The organism is Aeromonas sp. Marseille-Q7275 (genome assembly GCF_965119515.1).
In genome coordinates, this window is the sequence record NZ_CBCPLW010000007.1 from 33,979 (window position 1) to 50,691 (window position 16,713).

Here is a 16,713-nt window from a genome sequence, read left to right on the forward strand (position 1 = left end):
ATGCTCTCTTTCTCGCTGCTGGATAGCCAGGCACTGTCTCCGGGTCTGGCCGATGAGGCCGCCTGGCAGGGGTGGGCGCAGCAGGGCCGTTGGCCCGTCGACCCGTCCTTTCCCGCTACCCCCTTGCTGCCCATGATGATGGCGCGCCGCCTGAGCCAGGGTTCCCGGCTGGCGGTGCAGGTGGGGTTGAGCCTGCTGGCTCGCCATGCTGTCGATTACGCCATCTTCGCCAGCCGCCATGGCGAGCTGGCCCGCTCCATGACGCTGCTGCAGGCGCTGGCGGATGGGCAGACGCTGTCGCCCACCGACTTCTCCATGTCGGTGCACAACACCGCCGCAGGGCTCTGCTCCATCCAGGGCAAGGCCGCCATCCCCATGACCTCGCTGGCGGCAGGGGAAAGCAGCATGATGGCGGGTCTGACCGAGGCAGTGGCGGCCCTGCAGGCCGGTGCCCGGCGGGTGATGCTGGTGGCCTTCGAGGGGCCGGTACCCGAGTTTCATCGCCCCTGGCTGCCGGATGAGGCACCGCCCCACGCCCTGGGGATGGTGATTGAGACGGGCGAACAGTGGCGCTGCGAAGGCGTGCGACCCGTAGTGGAACCCACAGCCCGTTCGCTGCCGCAGAGCCTGGCCTTCTGGCGGGCCCTGCTGCGGCATGAACCGACCCTGACCCTTTGCGATGGCCGCCAGGAGTGGGCATGGCAGCGGCGCTGAACCGGGGCTGGCGGCTGATCGGCACGGCCCTTGGCTTCACCCTGTTCGGGGTGGGCGGCCTGCTGCTCTCCCTGTGCTGGTTTCCGCTGCTGGCGCTCTGCTTGCGCGGGGAGCGCCGCCGCACCCTGGCTCAGCTCAGCATCCGCCACAGCTTCCGGCTGTTTCTCGGCGTGCTGCGCGGCTGGGGGGTGCTGGATTATCGGGTGAAAGGCATGCCCGCAGACTTGCAAGGTGCCCTGGTGGTGGCCAATCACCCCAGCCTGCTCGACTACGTCATCCTGGCGGCCGAGATGCCGGTGTGCGACTGCATCGTCAAGCAGTCCCTCTGGCGCAACCCCTTCATCGGTGGTGTGGTGCGGGCGGCCGACTACCTGCCCAATGTGGCGGGAGAGGATCTGCTGGCCCTGTGCATGGCGCGGATCCGGGCCGGCGGCCTGCTGCTGATCTTCCCGGAAGGGACCCGCACTACCCCGGGGGAGGCGATCAAGTTGCAGCGTGGTGCGGCCCAGCTGGCGGTGCGCGGCCAGGTGCCGGTGCAACTGGTGCGGATCCACTGCAGCGCCCGTTTTCTCACCAAGCAGGACAAATGGTTCAAGATCCCGGAAAATAAGCCGACTTTCACCATAGAATTTCTGCAGCAAGTGGCGGCACAAGACGTGGTCGCCACCGGCCAGAGCAGTGCGCTGGCCGCCCGCCAGTTGACCCGGTTTCTCACCCGGGCCCTGCAACCGGGGCCCCAATGACAGCGTATGGAACAGTTATGCAAGACCTGCACCTAGAGATAAAACAACTCATCATCGACAGTCTCAACCTCGAGGGGCTCACCCCTGACGACATCGACAGCCAGGCACCGTTGTTCGGTGACGGGTTGGGGCTGGACTCCATCGATGCGCTGGAGCTGGGCCTCGCCATCAAGGGCCGCTACGGCATCGTGCTCTCCGCCGAGGATGAAAATACCCGTCGCCACTTCGCCAGTGTCGCGGCCCTGGTCGCCCTGGTGCAGGCCCAGTCGAAAGGGGAGGCCTGAGCCATGACCCGCGACGACATCTTTGCCCAGATCAAGGCCGCCCTCGTCGAACTGTTCGAAGTCGACGAAGAGGCCGTCACCCCCGAGGCCCGTCTCTACCAGGATCTCGAGCTCGACAGCATCGACGCCATCGATCTGGTGGTGCACCTGCAGAAGCTGACCGGCAAGAAGATCAAGCCGGAGGAGTTCAAGTCGGTGCGCAGCGTCAACGACGTGGTGGATGCGGTCGAGCGTCTGCTGGCCGACGCCTGATGCCGATTCGCGCCAAATCATGACGCGCTGGATCTCCTGGCTGGCCGGTGGGGCCCTGCTGCTCTACCCGCTGGCAGTCTACTGGGGGCTGACCCACGCCGGTCAGACTCCGCTGCTGCTCGCTCTGCTGCTCATCTTCTCGCTGCGGCTGCTGCCTGGCCTGCTCAAGGGGCGGTCCCGGCTAGGCCCGCTGCCGGAGTGGCTCTGGCTGGGCCGCCTGCTGGCCTGCATCGGGCTGGGGTTGACCCTGCTGTCCGCCCTGTTCAGCGCCCGGCACTGGCTGCTCTACTACCCATTGGCGGTGAGCCTCTCCCTGCTCTGCCTGTTTGGCTGGAGCCTGACCCGAAACATGAGCCTGGTGGAGCGGCTGGCCCGGCTGCAGGATCCCGATTTGCCGGCGGCGGCCATCGGTTACACCCGGCGGGTGACCCAGGTCTGGTGCGGCTTCTTCGTGATCAACGGCACCCTGGCGGCCGCCACCATCTGGCACGGGGATCTGGCGCTCTGGAGCCTCTACAACGGTCTCATCAGCTATGTCCTGATGGGCTGCCTGATGGGCGGGGAATATCTGGTGCGTAGGCGAGTAATGAAGAGGTTGACCCCATGACGCTGCTGCAGACCCTCTGGCACCGTGATGGCGAACTGGTGGTGGCCTTCGGCCCCGAAGGGGAGGTCACCCTGGCCGAGCTGCGCCGCGGCAGCCTGCAACTGGCCCGGGCCATGGCCAGCCACGCCGGTGCTGGCCAGCCGGGTGCGCGCTGGGCACTCTGTTTCGATGACAGCCTACTGTTTGCCCAGGCGCTGCTCGCCTGCGCCCTCGGTGGCTATCAGGCGATCCTGCCGGGCCATCAGCGGCTGGCCGGCCTGCAGGCGTTGCAGAGCCAGTTTGACGGCCTGCTCACCGACGGCGAGCTGCCGGGCACGGCACTTGCCGTGCCTCAACTCAGGCTGCCGCTGCTGGCGGCGGATGACAAACCGGAGGCAGACGGCGCGGCCCTGCCGCCCGAGCGCCTCGATCTCACCCTGTTCAGCTCAGGCTCCACCGGCGAGCCCAAGGCAATCCCCAAGGCCTGGCCCCAGCTGGAGGCGGAGTTGCGGGTGCAGATGGCGCTGTGGGGCGAGCGGCTGGCGGGCACCCGGGTGCTGGCCAGCGTCAGTCACCAGCACATCTACGGCCTGCTGTTTCGCATTCTGTTGCCGCTCTGCCTCGGCCGTCCGTTCGATCGCCGCTCCATCGACTACCCGGAGCAGCTGGCGCTGCAAACGGCCCCCTGGTGCCTGATCGCCTCACCTGCGTTTCTGAGCAGGCTCGATCCGGCCATTCCCGCCGCCGGCTGCCGGCTGATCGTCTCCTCCGGCGGCCCCCTGCAAGTCGAGGATGCCCATCAGACCCGGGCCCTGCTCGGCCAGCTGCCGGTGGAGATCTTCGGCAGCAGCGAGACCGGCGGCATCGGCTGGCGCCAGCGCCACCAGGCACAGACCCCCTGGACCCCCTTGCCCGGGGTCGAGGTACGGGTCGGCCCGGATCAGAGTCTGCTGCTGCGCTCCCCCTTTTTGGCAGAGGACGACTGGCTGACCTGCGCCGATCGCATCGCCCTGCTGGGTGACGGGTTCGCGCTGCTGGGTCGCCAGGACAGGGTGATCAAGCTGGAGGAGAAGCGCATCTCCCTCGACGAGGTGGAGACGCGCCTGCAGGCCCTGGTGGAGGTGGAATCGGCCGCCGTGCTGCCCCTGCTGCAGGGCCAGCGCCAGATCCTCGGCGCCGTGCTGGTGCTGAGCGAGGCGGGGGCCGCCCGCTGGGACGAACTCGGCCAGGGACGCTTCCTGCTGGCCCTGCGCCAGCAGCTGCGCCCCTGGCTCGAGCCGGTCGCCCTGCCGCGCAGCGTGCGCCGGGTCGAGCAGATGCCCGTCAACGCCCAGGGCAAACGCCCCTGGCCACAACTCAAGGAGCTGTTCGATGAGCCCATCCGCTGACAATCTGCCACAGGAGACGCTACCGACCGAACTGGGTTGCGAGGTGCTGGCCGATGGCGTGCGCCTGAGGCTGCGGCTCGATCCCGCGCTGCCTTGGTTTGCGGGCCACTTTCCCGGCGCGCCCCTGCTGCCCGGGGTGACCCAGATCCACTGGGTGATGCACTACGCCGTCAACCTGCTCAAGCTGACACAGCCGTTTCACGGGGTGGATCAGCTCAAGTTCCAGCGCCCGCTGCGCCCCGGGGCAGAGTGCAGCCTGCGCCTGCAGTGGCAGGCGGACAAGGGCCAGCTCCTCTTCAGCTACATGCTGGGAGACGAGCCGGCGAGCAGCGGACGGGTGCGGCTGATCCCATGACGCCCTGCATTCTTATCCCCTGTTACAACCATGCCGGCCCGCTGGCCGCCGTGCTGGCAAGGCTCGCCGAGTACCAGCTGCCCTGCCTGCTGATCGACGATGGCAGCGAGCCCGTGGCCGCCGCCGCACTGGATGCGCTGGCCGCCCAGCACCCCTGGGTTACCCTGCTGCGCCACCCCCACAACCAGGGCAAGGGCGGCGCCGTGATGACGGGGCTGCGCCGCGCCCATGAGCTCGGTTTCAGCCATGCCCTGCAGGTGGATGCCGACGGCCAGCACGATCTGGCGGATCTGCCGACCCTGCTGGCGGAGGCGCGTCAGCACCCCGAGGCGCTTGTCTCCGGCCGCCCGCTCTACGATGATTCCGTGCCCAGGGGGCGCCTCTACGGCCGCTACATCACCCATGTCTGGGTCTGGATCGAGACGCTGTCGTTCGCCATCAAGGACAGCATGTGCGGCTTTCGGGTCTACCCGCTGACGCCGACTTGCGCGCTGCTGGAGCAGGTGGCCCTCGGCAGGCGGATGGATTTCGACACCGAGGTGATGGTGCGCCTCCATTGGGCCGGGGTGGCGGTGCGTTTCGTGCCGACCCGGGTCATCTATCCCGCCGACGGCAGTTCCCACTTCCGGCTCTGGCGCGACAACCTCGACATCTCCTGGATGCACACCCGGCTGGTGTGCCGCCTGCTGTGGGATCTGCTGCTGCGCCTCCTGCGCTGGCCGGGCCACCTGGGCGCCCGGTTAACCCGGATCTGGCGCGAGCGCCGGACCCACTGGTCGCGCACCCCGGAGCGGGGATCGCTGCTCGGTATGCAGATCATGCTGGCCAGCTACCGCCTGCTGGGGCGGCGCGGGTTTTCCCTGCTGCTCTACCCGGTCATCGGTTACTTCTGGCTGACCGGCCGTGCCCAGCGCCAGGCATCCCAGGCCTATCTGGCCCGGCTCGAGCGCTTCGCCAGCGCGCAGGGTGTGGCGCTGCCCGCCGAGCCGAGATCTAGCTTTCGCCACTTCCTGCGCTTTGGGGAGGCGGCGCTCGACAAGCTGGCGGGCTGGCGTGGCGACATCACGGAGCAAGAGGTCGAGCTGGTGGGAGCGGAGCACTACCAGGCGGCCATCAACAGCGGTCAGGGCGTCCTGCTGCTGGGTTCCCACCTCGGGGATCTGGAGCTGTGTCGTGCCCTGGGCAGCCGCAAGCAGGGGCTGCGCATCAATGCGCTGGTGTTCACCCGCCACGCGGCCCGCTTCAACGCCCTGCTCAAGCAGATCAACCCGGATTCGCGGCTCAACCTCATCCAGGTGCAGGAACTGGGGGCCGACACCGCCATCCTGCTCAAGGAGAAGCTGGAGCGGGGGGAATGGGTGGTGATCGTCGGCGATCGCACCTCGGTAACCCGGGAGAAGCGGGTGATCTGGGCCGACTTTCTCGGCGCCCCGGCGCCGTTTCCGCTCGGCCCCTTCGTGCTCAGCAGCGTGCTGGGCTGCCCGGTCTATCTGATGTTCGGCCTCAAGGAGCAGGGGCGTTTTCGGGTGCATTTCGAGCCCTTCTCCGATGGCCAGCCCCTGCCGCGGCAGGGGCGCCAAGAGATACTCGCGTCCCGGGTACAGGCCTATGCCGATCGCCTGCAGCATCACTGTCTGCGGGCCCCCCTGGACTGGTTCAACTTTTTTGATTTCTGGCAGCTGACCGATGAACAAGAGTGAGATGAGAAGGGTCACCTTCGGCGCCGCGCCGCTGACCATCGAAGATGTGGTGGCGCTGGCAGAGCGTCGTGCCCGCCCGGCATTGAACCCGGATCCCGCCTTCATGGCCCGCATCCAGCGGGGCGCCGACTTCCTCGACCGGCTGCTGGCCGAAGAGGGGGTCATCTACGGGGTGACCACCGGCTACGGCGACTCGGTGACCCGGCCGGTGCCGACCGAGCTGGTGGCCGAGCTGCCGCTGCACCTGACCCGTTTTCACGGCTGCGGGCTGGGGGCGGATCTCGCGCTCGATGCCGGCCGCGCCGTGCTCGCCACCCGGCTCTGCTCCCTGGCGCAGGGGGTCTCCGGGGTCAGCCCGGCCCTGCTCGAGCGCCTCTGCTGGCTGCTGGAGCAGGATCTGGTGCCGCGTATTCCCGAAGAGGGCTCCGTCGGTGCCAGCGGCGATCTGACCCCGCTCTCCTACGTCGCCGCCGTGCTGGTGGGGGAGCGCGAGCTCCATCATGATGGTGTGCTGCGCCCCGCCGCCGAGGTCTATCGGGAGCTGGGGGTCACCCCCCTGACCCTGCGGCCGAAAGAGGGGCTGGCGCTGATGAACGGCACCTCGGTGATGACGGCGCTGGCCTGCCTCGCCTATGCCCGCACCGACTACCTGATGCGGCTGGCGACCCGGATCACCGCCCTGGTGAGCGTCGCCATGGGGGGCAACGCCTTCCACTTCGACGAGCGGCTGTTTGCGGCCAAACCCCACCCCGGCATGCAGGGGATCGCGGCCTGGCTGAGGGCGGATCTGGTGGCGGGCGAGTTGCCGCGTCACAGCGACCGGCTGCAGGACAGATACTCTCTGCGCTGTGCCCCCCACGTCATCGGCGTGGTGGCCGACAGCCTGCCCTGGTGGCGCCAGCTCATCGAGAACGAGCTCAACAGCGCCAACGACAACCCGCTGATCGACGGGGAGGGGGAGCACGTGATGCACGGCGGCCACTTCTACGGCGGTCACATCGCCATGGCCATGGACAGCATGAAGGCGGCCGTCGCCAACCTGGCCGACCTGCTGGATCGCCAGCTGGCCCAGCTGGTGGACACCAAGTTCAACGGCGGCCTGCCGAGCAACCTCTCCGGTGCCAGCGGCGAGCGCTGCATGATCAACCACGGCTTCAAGGCGGTGCAGATCGGCGTCTCGGCCTGGACCGCCGAGGCCCTCAAGCTGACCATGCCCGCCAGTGTCTTCTCCCGTTCCACCGAGTGTCATAACCAGGACAAGGTGAGCATGGGCACCATAGCGGCGCGGGATGCGCTGCGGGTGCTGACCCTGAGCGAGCAGGTGGGGGCCGCCTGCCTGCTGGCGGCAGTGCAGGGGGTAGAGCTGCGCCTGGGCGCCCGGCAACAGGGCCTGGAGACCCTGAGCCAGCCCCTGCGCGAGACGGTCTTGGCGGTGAGGGCGGATCACCCGCCCCTGGTGGAGGACAGGGCGCTGGAGCTGGAGCTCAGGGCCTTGATCGCCCGGTTGCAGGAGCGACACTATCAGCTTTACGGAGAACCGAAACATGTCAGCTGAACCCTGGATGATCAGCCACAGCATCGAGGGGGAGACCCTCTCTCACGACGCGGGCATGATGGCAGTGGATGTCTGGCAGGGCCCGATGGAGAAATCCCATGCAGCATGAACTCTGGATGATCAGCCACAGCATCGAGGTGGAGATCCTCTTTCACGACGCGGGCATGATGGCAGTGGATATCTGGCAGGGCCCGATGGAGAAATCCCATGCAGCATGAACCCTGGATGATCAGCCACAGCATCGAGGTGGAGATCCCGTTCCACGATGTGGGCATGATGGCAGTGGATGTCTGGCAGGGCCCGATGGAGAAATCCCATGCAGCATGAACTCTGGATGATCAGCCACAGCATCGAGGGGGAGATCCTCTTTCACGATGCGGGCATGATGGCAGTGGATGTCTGGCAGGGCCCGATGGAGAAATCCCATGCAGCATGAACCCTGGATGATCAGCCACAGCATCGAGGTGGAGATCCCGTTCCACGATGTGGACATGATGGCGGTCGCCTGGCATGGCCACTACGTGCGTTACATCGAGCTGGCCCGCTGTGCCTTGCTCGAGCAGATCGATTACAACTATCCGCAGATGGATGAGTCCGGCTACCTCTGGCCCATCATCGATCTGCGGCTCAAGTACATGGCGCCCCTGCGCTTTGGCCAGAAGGTGCGGGTCGAGGCGCGGCTGTGCGAATACCAGAACCGGCTGAAGATCGAGTACGAGCTGTTCGATGCGCAGAGCGGTGCGCGTACCAGCAAGGGTTACAGCATCCAGGTGGCGGTGAACAAGGCGAGTGGCGAGATGTGCCTGGCCTCGCCCAGGGTGCTGCTGGACAAGCTGGGGGTGAGCGAGTGACTCCTTTTCTGAACCGGTTGATGGTCGGATTGGCCCTGCTGCTGGCGTGGCCGCTGCAGGCTGCCCCCCTGACCCGTGACCAGGTGCAGCAGTTGCTGACCCTGAGCCCGGCGAGGGAGGCCCATTTCGAGCAGGAGAAGCAGGTGGCGGGGTTGAGCCAGCCCCTCAGGGCCTCCGGCGAGCTCTTGCTGGTGCGCGACCTAGGCCTCTGGTGGCAGCAGCAGAAGCCCTTTCCGCTGACACTCACCCTGACACCGACGCGCATGGTACAGCAGGTGGCGGACCAGCCCGCCACCGTCATCGACAACCCCCAGCTGCTCGAGTTCAGCCAGATGCTGCTGGCACTGTTCGGCTCGGACGAGGCGACCCTTGGCCGCTACTTCCGCATCGACTTTCACAGCTCGGAGGCGGGCTGGCAACTGGTGCTGGTGCCCAGCCAGGCGCCGCTCGACAAGGTGTTTGCCAGCCTGACCCTGAGCGGGCTGGGGCAGCTGGATCAGCTGCTCATCGCCGATCGGCAGGGTGACAGCACCCGCATCCGCTTCAGCGGCTGGCGCGAGCGCAGCCTGCCATTGACCCCTGAGGAGCAGGCCCGCTTTGCTGCCCACTAGTGCCACCTCGCGCCGTGATGTCGCCCCCGTTGGAACAAGGAGAGCCGACCTTGCTGCACGCTGAAGCCACCTGGCGCCGGCTCGGTACCCTCTGGATTTGGCTCTGCCTGCTGCTGGCGGCGGTGCTGGCCTGGCAGCTGCCCCACAGCCGCATCAACACCAGTCTGATGGACCTGCTGCCCCACGCATCCCGCAGCGATCTGGATCCGGCCCTGCAGCAGGGCCTGTTGCAGCAGCTCGACCGCCAGCTGGTCTGGATGCTGAGCCTGCCTGCCGGTCAGGATGGGCGGGCCGCCGCCGCATTCTGGGCGGAGCAGCTCGGCAAGCAATCCGCCTTGTCCCACATCAAGGGGGAGCAGCCCGAGCTGGCCCCCGCCTGGCAGGCCTATCTGCATGGGCTGGCCTGGCAGCGGCTGGACCCGGTGAGCCGTGCGCGGCTGGCCGGGGGGGCGGAAGGGTGGAGCCAATGGGTGCTCGGCCAGATCTATTCGCCCTTTGGCGGTGTCTCCCGCGCCGAGTGGCAAAGCGATCCCCTGCTCTTGACCCGGGCCGGGGTGCTGGCGGAGGCCGGTGGCGCCATGCAGCTCAAAGAGGGCTGGCTGGTGAGCCGGGACAAGGCGGGGCGCGACTGGTATATGGTCCGGGCCGAGCTGGATCGCTCCGCCTTCGACATCCAGCGCAACCAGGCGCTGCTGAGCGCCCTGGCCGGAGCCGAGCAAGGCCTTGTCGAGGCCTATCCCGGTGCCGAACTGCTGCGCCGGGGCACCCTCTTCTACAGCCAGCATGCCAGCAACCTGGCTCAGCAGGACATCTCCACCATAGGGCTGGGTTCCATGGTCGGGGTCATCCTGCTGATCTGGGGCGTGTTCCGCTCCACCCGGGCGCTGCTGCTCTCCCTGCTGCCCATCGGTGTGGGGCTGATGTGGGGGCTCGGTACCGTGCTCATCCTGTTTGGCGAGATCCATGTCTTCACCCTGGTGATCAGCAGCAGTCTCATCGGCATCGCCATCGACTACGCCATCCATTTTTTGTGCGAACGGCGGCTGCACGGCGGCGACGAGACGCCGCACCAGACCCGGCTGAAGTTGCTGCCCAGCCTGTCGCTGGCGGTGCTGACCACCCTGATCGGCTATGGCCTGCTCTGGTTCGCCCCCTTCCCCGGGTTGCAGCAGTTGGCGGTGTGCGCCCTGGCGGGGTTGTTCAGCGCCTTCATCACTGTGCTCTGCCTGTTCCCACGCTGGGCCGGTCCCCTGCCGACCAGTCCGCTTTGGGGTCAGCGCTGGCTGCAGGGCTGGCTGCTGGCCTGGCAACAGCGCTCGTTGGTGCGCGTCGGGCTGCCGCTCTGCTGTCTGCTGCTGGCGGCCCTCGGCATCAGCCGGTTGCAGGTGGATGACGACATCCGCCGGCTGCAACCCTTACCGGTGGCGCTGCAGGGGCAGGAGCAGCGGATCCAGGCCCTCACCGGCCAGCAGGGGGGCATGCAGGGCCTGCTGGTGACGGGAGCGGACGGCGAGCAGGCGCTGCAGCGGCTGGAGCGGCTCGATGGCCGGCTGGCCGCGCTGAAGGCGCGCGGTGCGCTGCAGGAGTTTGTCTCCCTTGCCCGCTGGCTGCCCTCGCTGGCGCGCCAGCAGGAGGATGCCGCCGCCATCCGGGCCCTGCTACCCGAAGTGGTGAGCCGGCTCAAGGCGGTCGGTCTGCCGCTGCAGGTGCCCGTTCGCGAGCCCAGCTGGCTGACCCCGGCCGCCTGGCTGGCCAGCCCGGTCAGCGAGGGGAGCCGCCTGTTGTGGCACGCCCTGGCGGATGGCCGCGTCGCCATCTGGGTGCCGTTGGTGGGGGTGGCAGACGAAGGGGCACTGACGGCGCTGGCGGCGGCCGAGCAGGGGGTCTACTGGCAGGATCAGCGCAGCGAGTGGAGCCAGCTGTTCGCCCACTACCGGATCAAGCTGGCGGAGCTGCTGTCGCTGGCCATCGCGCTGGTGGCCCTGCTGCTGTGGCGGCGGATGGGGGCGGCGCGGGCCGCCCGGGTGCTGCTGGTCAACCTGATTGCGCTGGGCATGGGGCTGGCGCTGCTCGCCGCCTGCGGCCAGCCGCTCACCCTGTTCGGGGTGCTGGCGCTCAGCCTCATCTTCGGGATCGGCATCGACTATGGCCTCTTCTTTGCCCACAGCGGCAGCGAGGCGGCGCGCCAGAGTTCCACCCTGCTCGCCATCCTGCTGGCCAACCTCACCACCCAGCTGGCCTTCGGTCTGCTGGCGCTGAGTCACACCCCCGCCATCGCAGGCTTTGGCCTGGTGCTGAGCGGCGGTATCTTTACTGCCTTCCTGCTCTCGCCCCTGGTGCTGGACCGGGTACGACCGCAGTTGCCGGTGCCGGAGAGTCGGGAGTCAACACCATCATGAGAACGCTGTTTGTCTTGTTTGTCCTGCTGCTGACCGGTTGCAGCAGCCAGCCGACCCCCACCGCCTATCTCGACAAGGGCAACGTCATGACGCTGCCGGCCCCCGTGCTGGCCACCCCCTTCTATCGCCAGCAGTTGCTGACCGCCAGCGTGGGGGAGAGCAGCCACCAGTTGATGACGGTGCTGGAGGCTGACGGCCACCAGCTGACCCTGGTGGGGCTGACCCCGAGCGGAGTACGGCTGTTCCGGGTGCGCTATGACCAGCTGGGTATCGCGACCGAACAGCTCAGCCCGCTGCTCACCACCGGCATGCCGCCAGTGACCCAGGTGCTGGCGGACGTGATGCTCTGTTACTGGCCGCTGGCCAGCTGGCAGCCGCAGCTGCCGCCGGGCTGGACGCTGCGGGACGAAGGGCTGACGCGCCGGCTGCGCGCCCCCGATGGCACCCTGGTCACCGAGATCCGCTACCGCGACGTCGACGGCGTGCGCGAGCCGGTCGGCCTGCAGCAACATGTATTCCACTACCGCCTGCAACTGGAGACCCTGAGCCAATGAGCTGTTATATCGCCGCCTATGGCCTCGTCTCGGCACTGGGGACGGGGCGCGATGCCAGCGCCGAGGCGCTGCTGGCCTGGCAGGCAGAGGGGATTACGCCGCTCACCCACCACCACCAGACGTTGCTGAATGGCCGCCAGACCCCGGTGGGGCGGGTCGAAGGCGCGCTGCCCGAGATACCGGCGGCGTTGGCCCCCTATGCCTCGCGCAACAATCGCCTGCTGCTGGCGGCCCTGGCCCAGATCCGCCCCGCACTGGACCAGGCGCTGGCGGCGTTTGGCCGCGCGCGGGTGGGGCTGGTGCTTGGCACCAGCACCGCCGGGATCGGCGAGGCCGAGCTGGCGGTCGCCGCCGCCCGGCGCGGGGAGGCCGTGCCGCCCGCCTTTGACTATCGCCAGCAGGAGCTGGGTTCCCCGTCCGAATTTCTGGCCCGTTATCTCGACATCTCTGGGCCTGCCTACACTCTCTCCACCGCCTGCTCCTCCAGCGCGCGCGCCTTCATCAGCGGCCAGCGGCTGCTGGCGGCCGGGCTGGCGGATGCGGTGCTGGTCGGTGGCGCCGACAGCCTGTGCGGACTGACCCTCAACGGCTTTGACAGCCTGGAGTCCCTCAGCTGTGCGCGTTGCCAGCCGTTTGATGAGGCGCGCCAGGGGATCAACATCGGCGAGGGCGCCGCGCTGTTTCTGCTGAGCCGCACGCCTGCGCCGCTGGCGCTGCTGGGAGCGGGGGAGTCGTCCGATGCCTGGCACATCTCGGCGCCTCATCCAGAGGGGGTGGGAGCCGAGGCAGCCATGCAGATGGCGCTGGCCCAGGCTGGCCTGACGCCTGAGCAGGTGGGGTACGTCAACCTGCACGGCACCGCTACCCGGCTCAACGACGCCATGGAGAGCCAGGCGGTCCACCGCCTGTTTGGCGACAGCGTGCCCTGCAGCTCCACCAAGGTGCTCACCGGGCACACCCTGGGGGCGGCGGGGGCCATCGAGGCGGCGCTCGCCTGTCTGCTGCTGGAGCGCTCCTTGCCACTGCCCCCCCAGCGAGTGACGACACAGGATCCGGCGCTGGCCCCCATCCGGCTGGTGAGCGGTACCACGCACCTGGCGGCGCCCCGGGTACTCTCCAACTCCTTTGCCTTCGGTGGCAACAATGTCAGCCTGCTGTTCGGGAGCACATGCCATGAATGACCCATCGTCACTGCCCGCCATCGAGACCTTGCTGCCCCATCGGGCCCCCATGCTGCTGCTGGACCGGCTCTGCGCGGTGGACGCCCAGCAGGTGTGCTGCGAGACCCGCATCGGTGCCCGCCATGCCCTGCTGCTGGATGGCGAGGGCAACCTGCCGGCCTGGGTCGGCATCGAGTTGATGGCCCAGACCATCGCCGCCTGGGCTGGCATGCAGGGGCGGCTGCGCGGCGAGCCGGTGCGCATCGGCATGCTGCTCGGCACCCGCAAGTACCGCTGCCAGCCCACCCGCTTCGCGGCGGGGGCCCTGCTCACCATAGAGGCCAGCTGCCTGTTGCAAGACGGCGGCATGGCCAGTTTCGAATGCCGGATCCTGCAAGCTGGGCAGGAGTGCGCCACCGCGCGCCTCTCGACCTATCAGCCCGCACCCGGCGAATTATCCGATTTGTTAGCGAAGGACGTTTCATGATCTCTACCGTATTGGTCACGGGCGCCAGCAAGGGGATAGGCCGCGCCATCGCCCTCAAGCTGGCCGCCGACGGTTTTCTCGTCGTGGTGCACTACCATGGCGACCGCGCCGGTGGCGAGGCTACCCTGGCGAGCCTGCAGGCGGCCGGGGGGCAGGGGCGCCTGCTCCAGTTCGACATCGCCGATCGCCAGGGCTGCCGCGAGCGGCTGGAAGCCGACATGGCCGAACACGGCGCCTATTACGGCGTGGTCTGCAACGCCGGCATCATCCGCGACGGCGCCTTCCCCGCCCTCACCGACGAGGAGTGGGACGGGGTGCTGCACACCAATCTGGACGGCTTCTACAACCTGCTCAAGCCCTGCATCATGCCGATGATCGGCCTGCGTCGTGGCGGACGCATAGTGACCATCTCCTCGGTATCAGGCCTGATGGGCAACCGTGGGCAGGTCAACTACAGCGCCGCCAAGGCGGGCATCATGGGGGCCACCAAGGCGCTGGCGCTGGAGCTTGCCAAGCGCAAGATCACGGTCAACTGTGTGGCCCCCGGTCTCATCGACACCGGCATGGTGGACGAGGAGGTGCAGGCGGAGGCGATGAAGATCATCCCCCTCAAGCGGATGGGGCAGGCGGACGAGGTGGCCGGCCTGGTCTCCTACCTGATGTCCGACATCGCAGGGTATGTCACGCGGCAGGTCATCTCCATCAACGGGGGCATGGTATGAAACGGGTAGTCGTCACCGGCATGGCCGGGGTAACGGCCTTCGGGCAGGACTGGCCGAGTGTGCGTGCCAGATTGCAGGCGGGGCGCAATGCGGTGGTCAGCATGCCGGAGTGGGCCATCTACGACGGTCTCAACACCCGGCTGGCGGCCCCCATCCCCGACTTCGCGCTGCCGGCACACTACCCGCGCAAGAAGACCCGCGCCATGGGGCGGGTCTCGGCGCTTGCCACCGTCGCCACCGAGCTGGCACTGGCGCAGGCGGGGCTGCTGGACAACCCGGTGCTCACCGACGGGCGTACCGGCATCGCCTACGGCTCCTCCATCGGCAGCACGGATCCCATCCGCGCCTTCGGGACCATGCTCAACGACAAGAGCACCGCCAGTATCACGGCCACCACCTATGTGCAGATGATGCCCCACACGGCGGCGGTCAATACCGGGCTGTTCTTCGGCCTGCGCGGACGGGTCATCCCCACCTCCAGCGCCTGTACCTCCGGCAGCCAGGGCATCGGCTATGCCTATGAGGCGATCAAGCATGGCTACCAGACCCTGATGGTGGCTGGCGGGGCGGAGGAGCTCTGCCCGTCGGAGGCCGTGGTGTTCGACACCCTGTTTGCCACCAGCCAGATGAACGACCACCCGGAGCTGGCGCCACGACCGTTCGACCGGCAGCGGGACGGTCTGGTGATAGGCGAGGGGGCGGGCACCCTGGTGCTGGAGGAGCTGGAGCATGCGCAGGCGCGCGGTGCGACCATCCTCGCCGAGCTGGTGGGCTTTGCCACCAACTGCGACGCTGCTCACGTGACCCAGCCCCAGCAGGAGACCATCAAGCTCTGCATGGAGATGGCGCTGGCCCAGGCGGGGCTCCAGCCCGCCGACATCGGTTACATCAGTGCCCATGGCACCGCCACCGAGCGCGGCGACATCGCGGAGAGCCATGCCACCGCCGCCATCTTCGGCGACCATACCCCCATCTCGTCTCTCAAGAGCTACTTCGGTCACACCCTGGGGGCCTGCGGCGCCATCGAGGCCTGGCTGGCCCTTGAGATGATGCGGGAGGGCTGGTTTGCCCCCACCATCAACCTGACCGAACCGGATCCCGCCTGTGCCCCGCTGGATCACGTGATGGGCAGTGGCCGCATGCTGGACGTGGAGTACCTGATGTCCAACAACTTCGCGTTCGGCGGCATCAACACCTCCCTCATCTTCAAGCGCTGGTCCTGACGGGGCCGCCCCGTTCAGCCAGGGTGCAGCTTGGGTTCAGTGCCAGTACAGCCTGGGTTTAGCTTTGATTAATTAAGATGCCTCCCTTTTCAGGGAGGCATCATGCCCGTTTTATCTGTTTCACCCTCTTTTCGCTGCGGTTTGGCCGCATGTCTGCTATCCACGCTGCTCTGGATCCCGGCCTCGCCGGCCATGGCCGACGATGAATTTCGGCTGGGTAACACCCTACTGCTGGGGGTAGGCGACCACCCAGCCATTATTCCTATCATCGTTTGCCGACCGGCCAGGTCCATCATGGTCAAGGCGGGGCGGGAGCTGACCCTGGACAGGGTCAAGGTGATCTACGGCAATGATCGCAGCAAGACGCTGCACTTTGACAAGGGCCTGAAAGAGGATCAGGAGTCGGGCTGGAAGTCCCTCGGCAGCCGGATCTGCATCAAGCGGATCGAGGTCTATGGCAATTCGGAAGGGAGCAAGGCGGGGGTCAAGGTGTACGGCCGCAAATAGGGCGGAAATGACGGTGGCCGGGGAGACCCGGCCACCGTCATTTCCTGGGGAATGCCTTATTTCTTGGGTCTGAACGGCTTGATGACGGCTTCGTCGCACTCGAGATAGGGGCCGTCCATCAGGTCGATGCAGTAGGGAATGGCGGGGAAGACCGCATCCAGGCACTCGCGGATGGACTTGGGCTTGCCTGGCAGGTTGACGATGAGGGAGCTGCCGCGCAGGCCGGCGGTCTGGCGTGACAAAATGGCGGTGGGCACGAACTTGAGGGATTCGGCCCGCATCAGCTCGCCAAAGCCCGGCATCATGCGATCGCACACGGCTTCGGTGGCTTCCGGCGTCACATCCCGCCTGGCCGGCCCTGTGCCGCCCGTGGTGACGATGAGGCAGCATGACTCCTCATCCGCCAGTCGAACCAGGGTCGCCTCGATCTGATCCTGCTCGTCCGGGATCACCTGATAGACGGGCTCCCACTCCGAGGTCAGATAGGCGTTCAGGGTGTCGATGATGGCCTTGCCGGAGAGATCTTCATAGATGCCCGCGCTGGCGCGATCGCTGACGGTGACGATACCGATTCTTGCCTTGCTCATGCTCAACCCTTGGTCATTGGAAAAAGTGGTAAATA

General features: G+C 67.4%; 19 protein-coding genes. 18 read left to right on the plus strand and 1 reads right to left on the minus strand.

Annotation, left to right across the window (positions count from 1 at the left end; all coding sequences use genetic code 11):
* The 18 genes from ACWPWQ_RS08450 to ACWPWQ_RS08535 all read left to right on the plus strand — a co-directional run bounded on the left by ACWPWQ_RS08450 (window position 1) and on the right by ACWPWQ_RS08535 (window position 16,091).
* Window positions 1-714, plus strand: a complete 714-nt coding sequence (locus ACWPWQ_RS08450; protein ID WP_454009550.1) for a beta-ketoacyl synthase chain length factor — start codon at window positions 1-3, stop codon at window positions 712-714.
* Entirely contained in the window at window positions 699-1,457 is a 759-nt protein-coding gene (locus tag ACWPWQ_RS08455; RefSeq protein ID WP_454009551.1) for a lysophospholipid acyltransferase family protein, read from the plus strand. The genes ACWPWQ_RS08450 and ACWPWQ_RS08455 overlap by 16 nt, the downstream gene beginning before the upstream one ends.
* A gap of 17 nt (window positions 1,458-1,474) precedes the next feature.
* The gene (locus tag ACWPWQ_RS08460) at window positions 1,475-1,741 is read left to right on the plus strand and encodes a phosphopantetheine-binding protein (RefSeq protein WP_005297932.1); all 267 of its coding nucleotides are present in this window, start codon (window positions 1,475-1,477) and stop codon (window positions 1,739-1,741) included.
* A gap of 3 nt (window positions 1,742-1,744) precedes the next feature.
* Window positions 1,745-1,993, plus strand: coding sequence for an acyl carrier protein (locus ACWPWQ_RS08465; RefSeq protein ID WP_005297934.1), 249 nt, complete (start codon window positions 1,745-1,747; stop codon window positions 1,991-1,993).
* A gap of 19 nt (window positions 1,994-2,012) precedes the next feature.
* Window positions 2,013-2,600, plus strand: coding sequence for a hypothetical protein (locus ACWPWQ_RS08470; RefSeq protein WP_454009552.1), 588 nt, complete (start codon window positions 2,013-2,015; stop codon window positions 2,598-2,600).
* Window positions 2,597-3,967, plus strand: a complete 1,371-nt coding sequence (locus ACWPWQ_RS08475) for an AMP-binding protein (protein WP_454009553.1) — start codon at window positions 2,597-2,599, stop codon at window positions 3,965-3,967. The genes ACWPWQ_RS08470 and ACWPWQ_RS08475 overlap by 4 nt, the downstream gene beginning before the upstream one ends.
* A complete protein-coding gene (locus ACWPWQ_RS08480; protein WP_404837883.1) occupies window positions 3,951-4,322 on the plus strand; it encodes an ApeI family dehydratase in 372 nt (123 codons plus the stop codon). Before ACWPWQ_RS08475 ends, ACWPWQ_RS08480 begins: the two co-directional genes overlap by 17 nt.
* Window positions 4,319-6,022, plus strand: a complete 1,704-nt coding sequence (locus ACWPWQ_RS08485) for a glycosyltransferase family 2 protein (RefSeq protein ID WP_454009554.1) — start codon at window positions 4,319-4,321, stop codon at window positions 6,020-6,022. Before ACWPWQ_RS08480 ends, ACWPWQ_RS08485 begins: the two co-directional genes overlap by 4 nt.
* A complete protein-coding gene (locus tag ACWPWQ_RS08490; protein WP_454009555.1) occupies window positions 6,009-7,577 on the plus strand; it encodes an HAL/PAL/TAL family ammonia-lyase in 1,569 nt (522 codons plus the stop codon). Before ACWPWQ_RS08485 ends, ACWPWQ_RS08490 begins: the two co-directional genes overlap by 14 nt.
* 425 nt (window positions 7,578-8,002) lie before the next feature.
* The gene (locus ACWPWQ_RS08495) at window positions 8,003-8,428 is read left to right on the plus strand and encodes an acyl-CoA thioesterase (protein WP_139746100.1); all 426 of its coding nucleotides are present in this window, start codon (window positions 8,003-8,005) and stop codon (window positions 8,426-8,428) included.
* A 20-nt stretch (window positions 8,429-8,448) separates the two neighbouring features.
* Window positions 8,449-9,039: an outer membrane lipoprotein carrier protein LolA gene (locus ACWPWQ_RS08500; RefSeq protein WP_454009607.1), complete on the plus strand. Its 591-nt coding sequence runs from the start codon at window positions 8,449-8,451 to the stop codon at window positions 9,037-9,039.
* Window positions 9,040-9,089: 50 nt separating this feature from the next.
* Window positions 9,090-11,438, plus strand: a complete 2,349-nt coding sequence (locus ACWPWQ_RS08505; RefSeq protein WP_454009556.1) for an MMPL family transporter — start codon at window positions 9,090-9,092, stop codon at window positions 11,436-11,438.
* A complete protein-coding gene (locus ACWPWQ_RS08510; protein ID WP_454009557.1) occupies window positions 11,435-11,992 on the plus strand; it encodes a DUF3261 domain-containing protein in 558 nt (185 codons plus the stop codon). The genes ACWPWQ_RS08505 and ACWPWQ_RS08510 overlap by 4 nt, the downstream gene beginning before the upstream one ends.
* Window positions 11,989-13,173, plus strand: coding sequence for a beta-ketoacyl-[acyl-carrier-protein] synthase family protein (locus tag ACWPWQ_RS08515; RefSeq protein WP_454009558.1), 1,185 nt, complete (start codon window positions 11,989-11,991; stop codon window positions 13,171-13,173). The genes ACWPWQ_RS08510 and ACWPWQ_RS08515 overlap by 4 nt, the downstream gene beginning before the upstream one ends.
* Complete coding sequence (locus ACWPWQ_RS08520; RefSeq protein WP_139746096.1) at window positions 13,166-13,639, plus strand: ApeP family dehydratase; 474 nt, start codon at window positions 13,166-13,168, stop codon at window positions 13,637-13,639. Before ACWPWQ_RS08515 ends, ACWPWQ_RS08520 begins: the two co-directional genes overlap by 8 nt.
* Window positions 13,636-14,361 (plus strand): 3-ketoacyl-ACP reductase FabG2, encoded by a 726-nt coding sequence (locus tag ACWPWQ_RS08525; RefSeq protein ID WP_404837891.1) that lies wholly within the window; start codon window positions 13,636-13,638, stop codon window positions 14,359-14,361. Before ACWPWQ_RS08520 ends, ACWPWQ_RS08525 begins: the two co-directional genes overlap by 4 nt.
* Window positions 14,358-15,584, plus strand: coding sequence for a beta-ketoacyl-ACP synthase (locus tag ACWPWQ_RS08530; protein ID WP_139746094.1), 1,227 nt, complete (start codon window positions 14,358-14,360; stop codon window positions 15,582-15,584). The genes ACWPWQ_RS08525 and ACWPWQ_RS08530 overlap by 4 nt, the downstream gene beginning before the upstream one ends.
* A 102-nt stretch (window positions 15,585-15,686) precedes the next feature.
* Complete coding sequence (locus tag ACWPWQ_RS08535) at window positions 15,687-16,091, plus strand: DUF2541 family protein (RefSeq protein ID WP_454009559.1); 405 nt, start codon at window positions 15,687-15,689, stop codon at window positions 16,089-16,091.
* Window positions 16,092-16,147: 56 nt separating this feature from the next.
* Here ACWPWQ_RS08535 and mog read toward each other — a convergent pair whose 3' ends face one another.
* On the minus strand, window positions 16,148-16,678 hold the full coding sequence (mog, locus tag ACWPWQ_RS08540) for a molybdopterin adenylyltransferase (RefSeq protein ID WP_202046569.1): 531 nt from the start codon (window positions 16,676-16,678) through the stop codon (window positions 16,148-16,150).
* Window positions 16,679-16,713: the final 35 nt, after the last annotated feature.

Coding starts and splice junctions, on each gene's coding strand:
- ACWPWQ_RS08450 (WP_454009550.1), top strand. CDS start 1: ATGCTCTCTTTCTCGCTGCTGGATAGCCAGGCACTGTCTCCGGGTCTG.
- ACWPWQ_RS08455 (WP_454009551.1), top strand. CDS start 699: ATGGCAGCGGCGCTGAACCGGGGCTGGCGGCTGATCGGCACGGCCCTT.
- ACWPWQ_RS08460 (WP_005297932.1), top strand. CDS start 1,475: ATGCAAGACCTGCACCTAGAGATAAAACAACTCATCATCGACAGTCTC.
- ACWPWQ_RS08465 (WP_005297934.1), top strand. CDS start 1,745: ATGACCCGCGACGACATCTTTGCCCAGATCAAGGCCGCCCTCGTCGAA.
- ACWPWQ_RS08470 (WP_454009552.1), top strand. CDS start 2,013: ATGACGCGCTGGATCTCCTGGCTGGCCGGTGGGGCCCTGCTGCTCTAC.
- ACWPWQ_RS08475 (WP_454009553.1), top strand. CDS start 2,597: ATGACGCTGCTGCAGACCCTCTGGCACCGTGATGGCGAACTGGTGGTG.
- ACWPWQ_RS08480 (WP_404837883.1), top strand. CDS start 3,951: ATGAGCCCATCCGCTGACAATCTGCCACAGGAGACGCTACCGACCGAA.
- ACWPWQ_RS08485 (WP_454009554.1), top strand. CDS start 4,319: ATGACGCCCTGCATTCTTATCCCCTGTTACAACCATGCCGGCCCGCTG.
- ACWPWQ_RS08490 (WP_454009555.1), top strand. CDS start 6,009: ATGAACAAGAGTGAGATGAGAAGGGTCACCTTCGGCGCCGCGCCGCTG.
- ACWPWQ_RS08495 (WP_139746100.1), top strand. CDS start 8,003: ATGCAGCATGAACCCTGGATGATCAGCCACAGCATCGAGGTGGAGATC.
- ACWPWQ_RS08500 (WP_454009607.1), top strand. CDS start 8,449: ATGGTCGGATTGGCCCTGCTGCTGGCGTGGCCGCTGCAGGCTGCCCCC.
- ACWPWQ_RS08510 (WP_454009557.1), top strand. CDS start 11,435: ATGAGAACGCTGTTTGTCTTGTTTGTCCTGCTGCTGACCGGTTGCAGC.
- ACWPWQ_RS08515 (WP_454009558.1), top strand. CDS start 11,989: ATGAGCTGTTATATCGCCGCCTATGGCCTCGTCTCGGCACTGGGGACG.
- ACWPWQ_RS08520 (WP_139746096.1), top strand. CDS start 13,166: ATGAATGACCCATCGTCACTGCCCGCCATCGAGACCTTGCTGCCCCAT.
- ACWPWQ_RS08525 (WP_404837891.1), top strand. CDS start 13,636: ATGATCTCTACCGTATTGGTCACGGGCGCCAGCAAGGGGATAGGCCGC.
- ACWPWQ_RS08530 (WP_139746094.1), top strand. CDS start 14,358: ATGAAACGGGTAGTCGTCACCGGCATGGCCGGGGTAACGGCCTTCGGG.
- ACWPWQ_RS08535 (WP_454009559.1), top strand. CDS start 15,687: ATGCCCGTTTTATCTGTTTCACCCTCTTTTCGCTGCGGTTTGGCCGCA.
- mog (WP_202046569.1), bottom strand. CDS start 16,678: ATGAGCAAGGCAAGAATCGGTATCGTCACCGTCAGCGATCGCGCCAGC.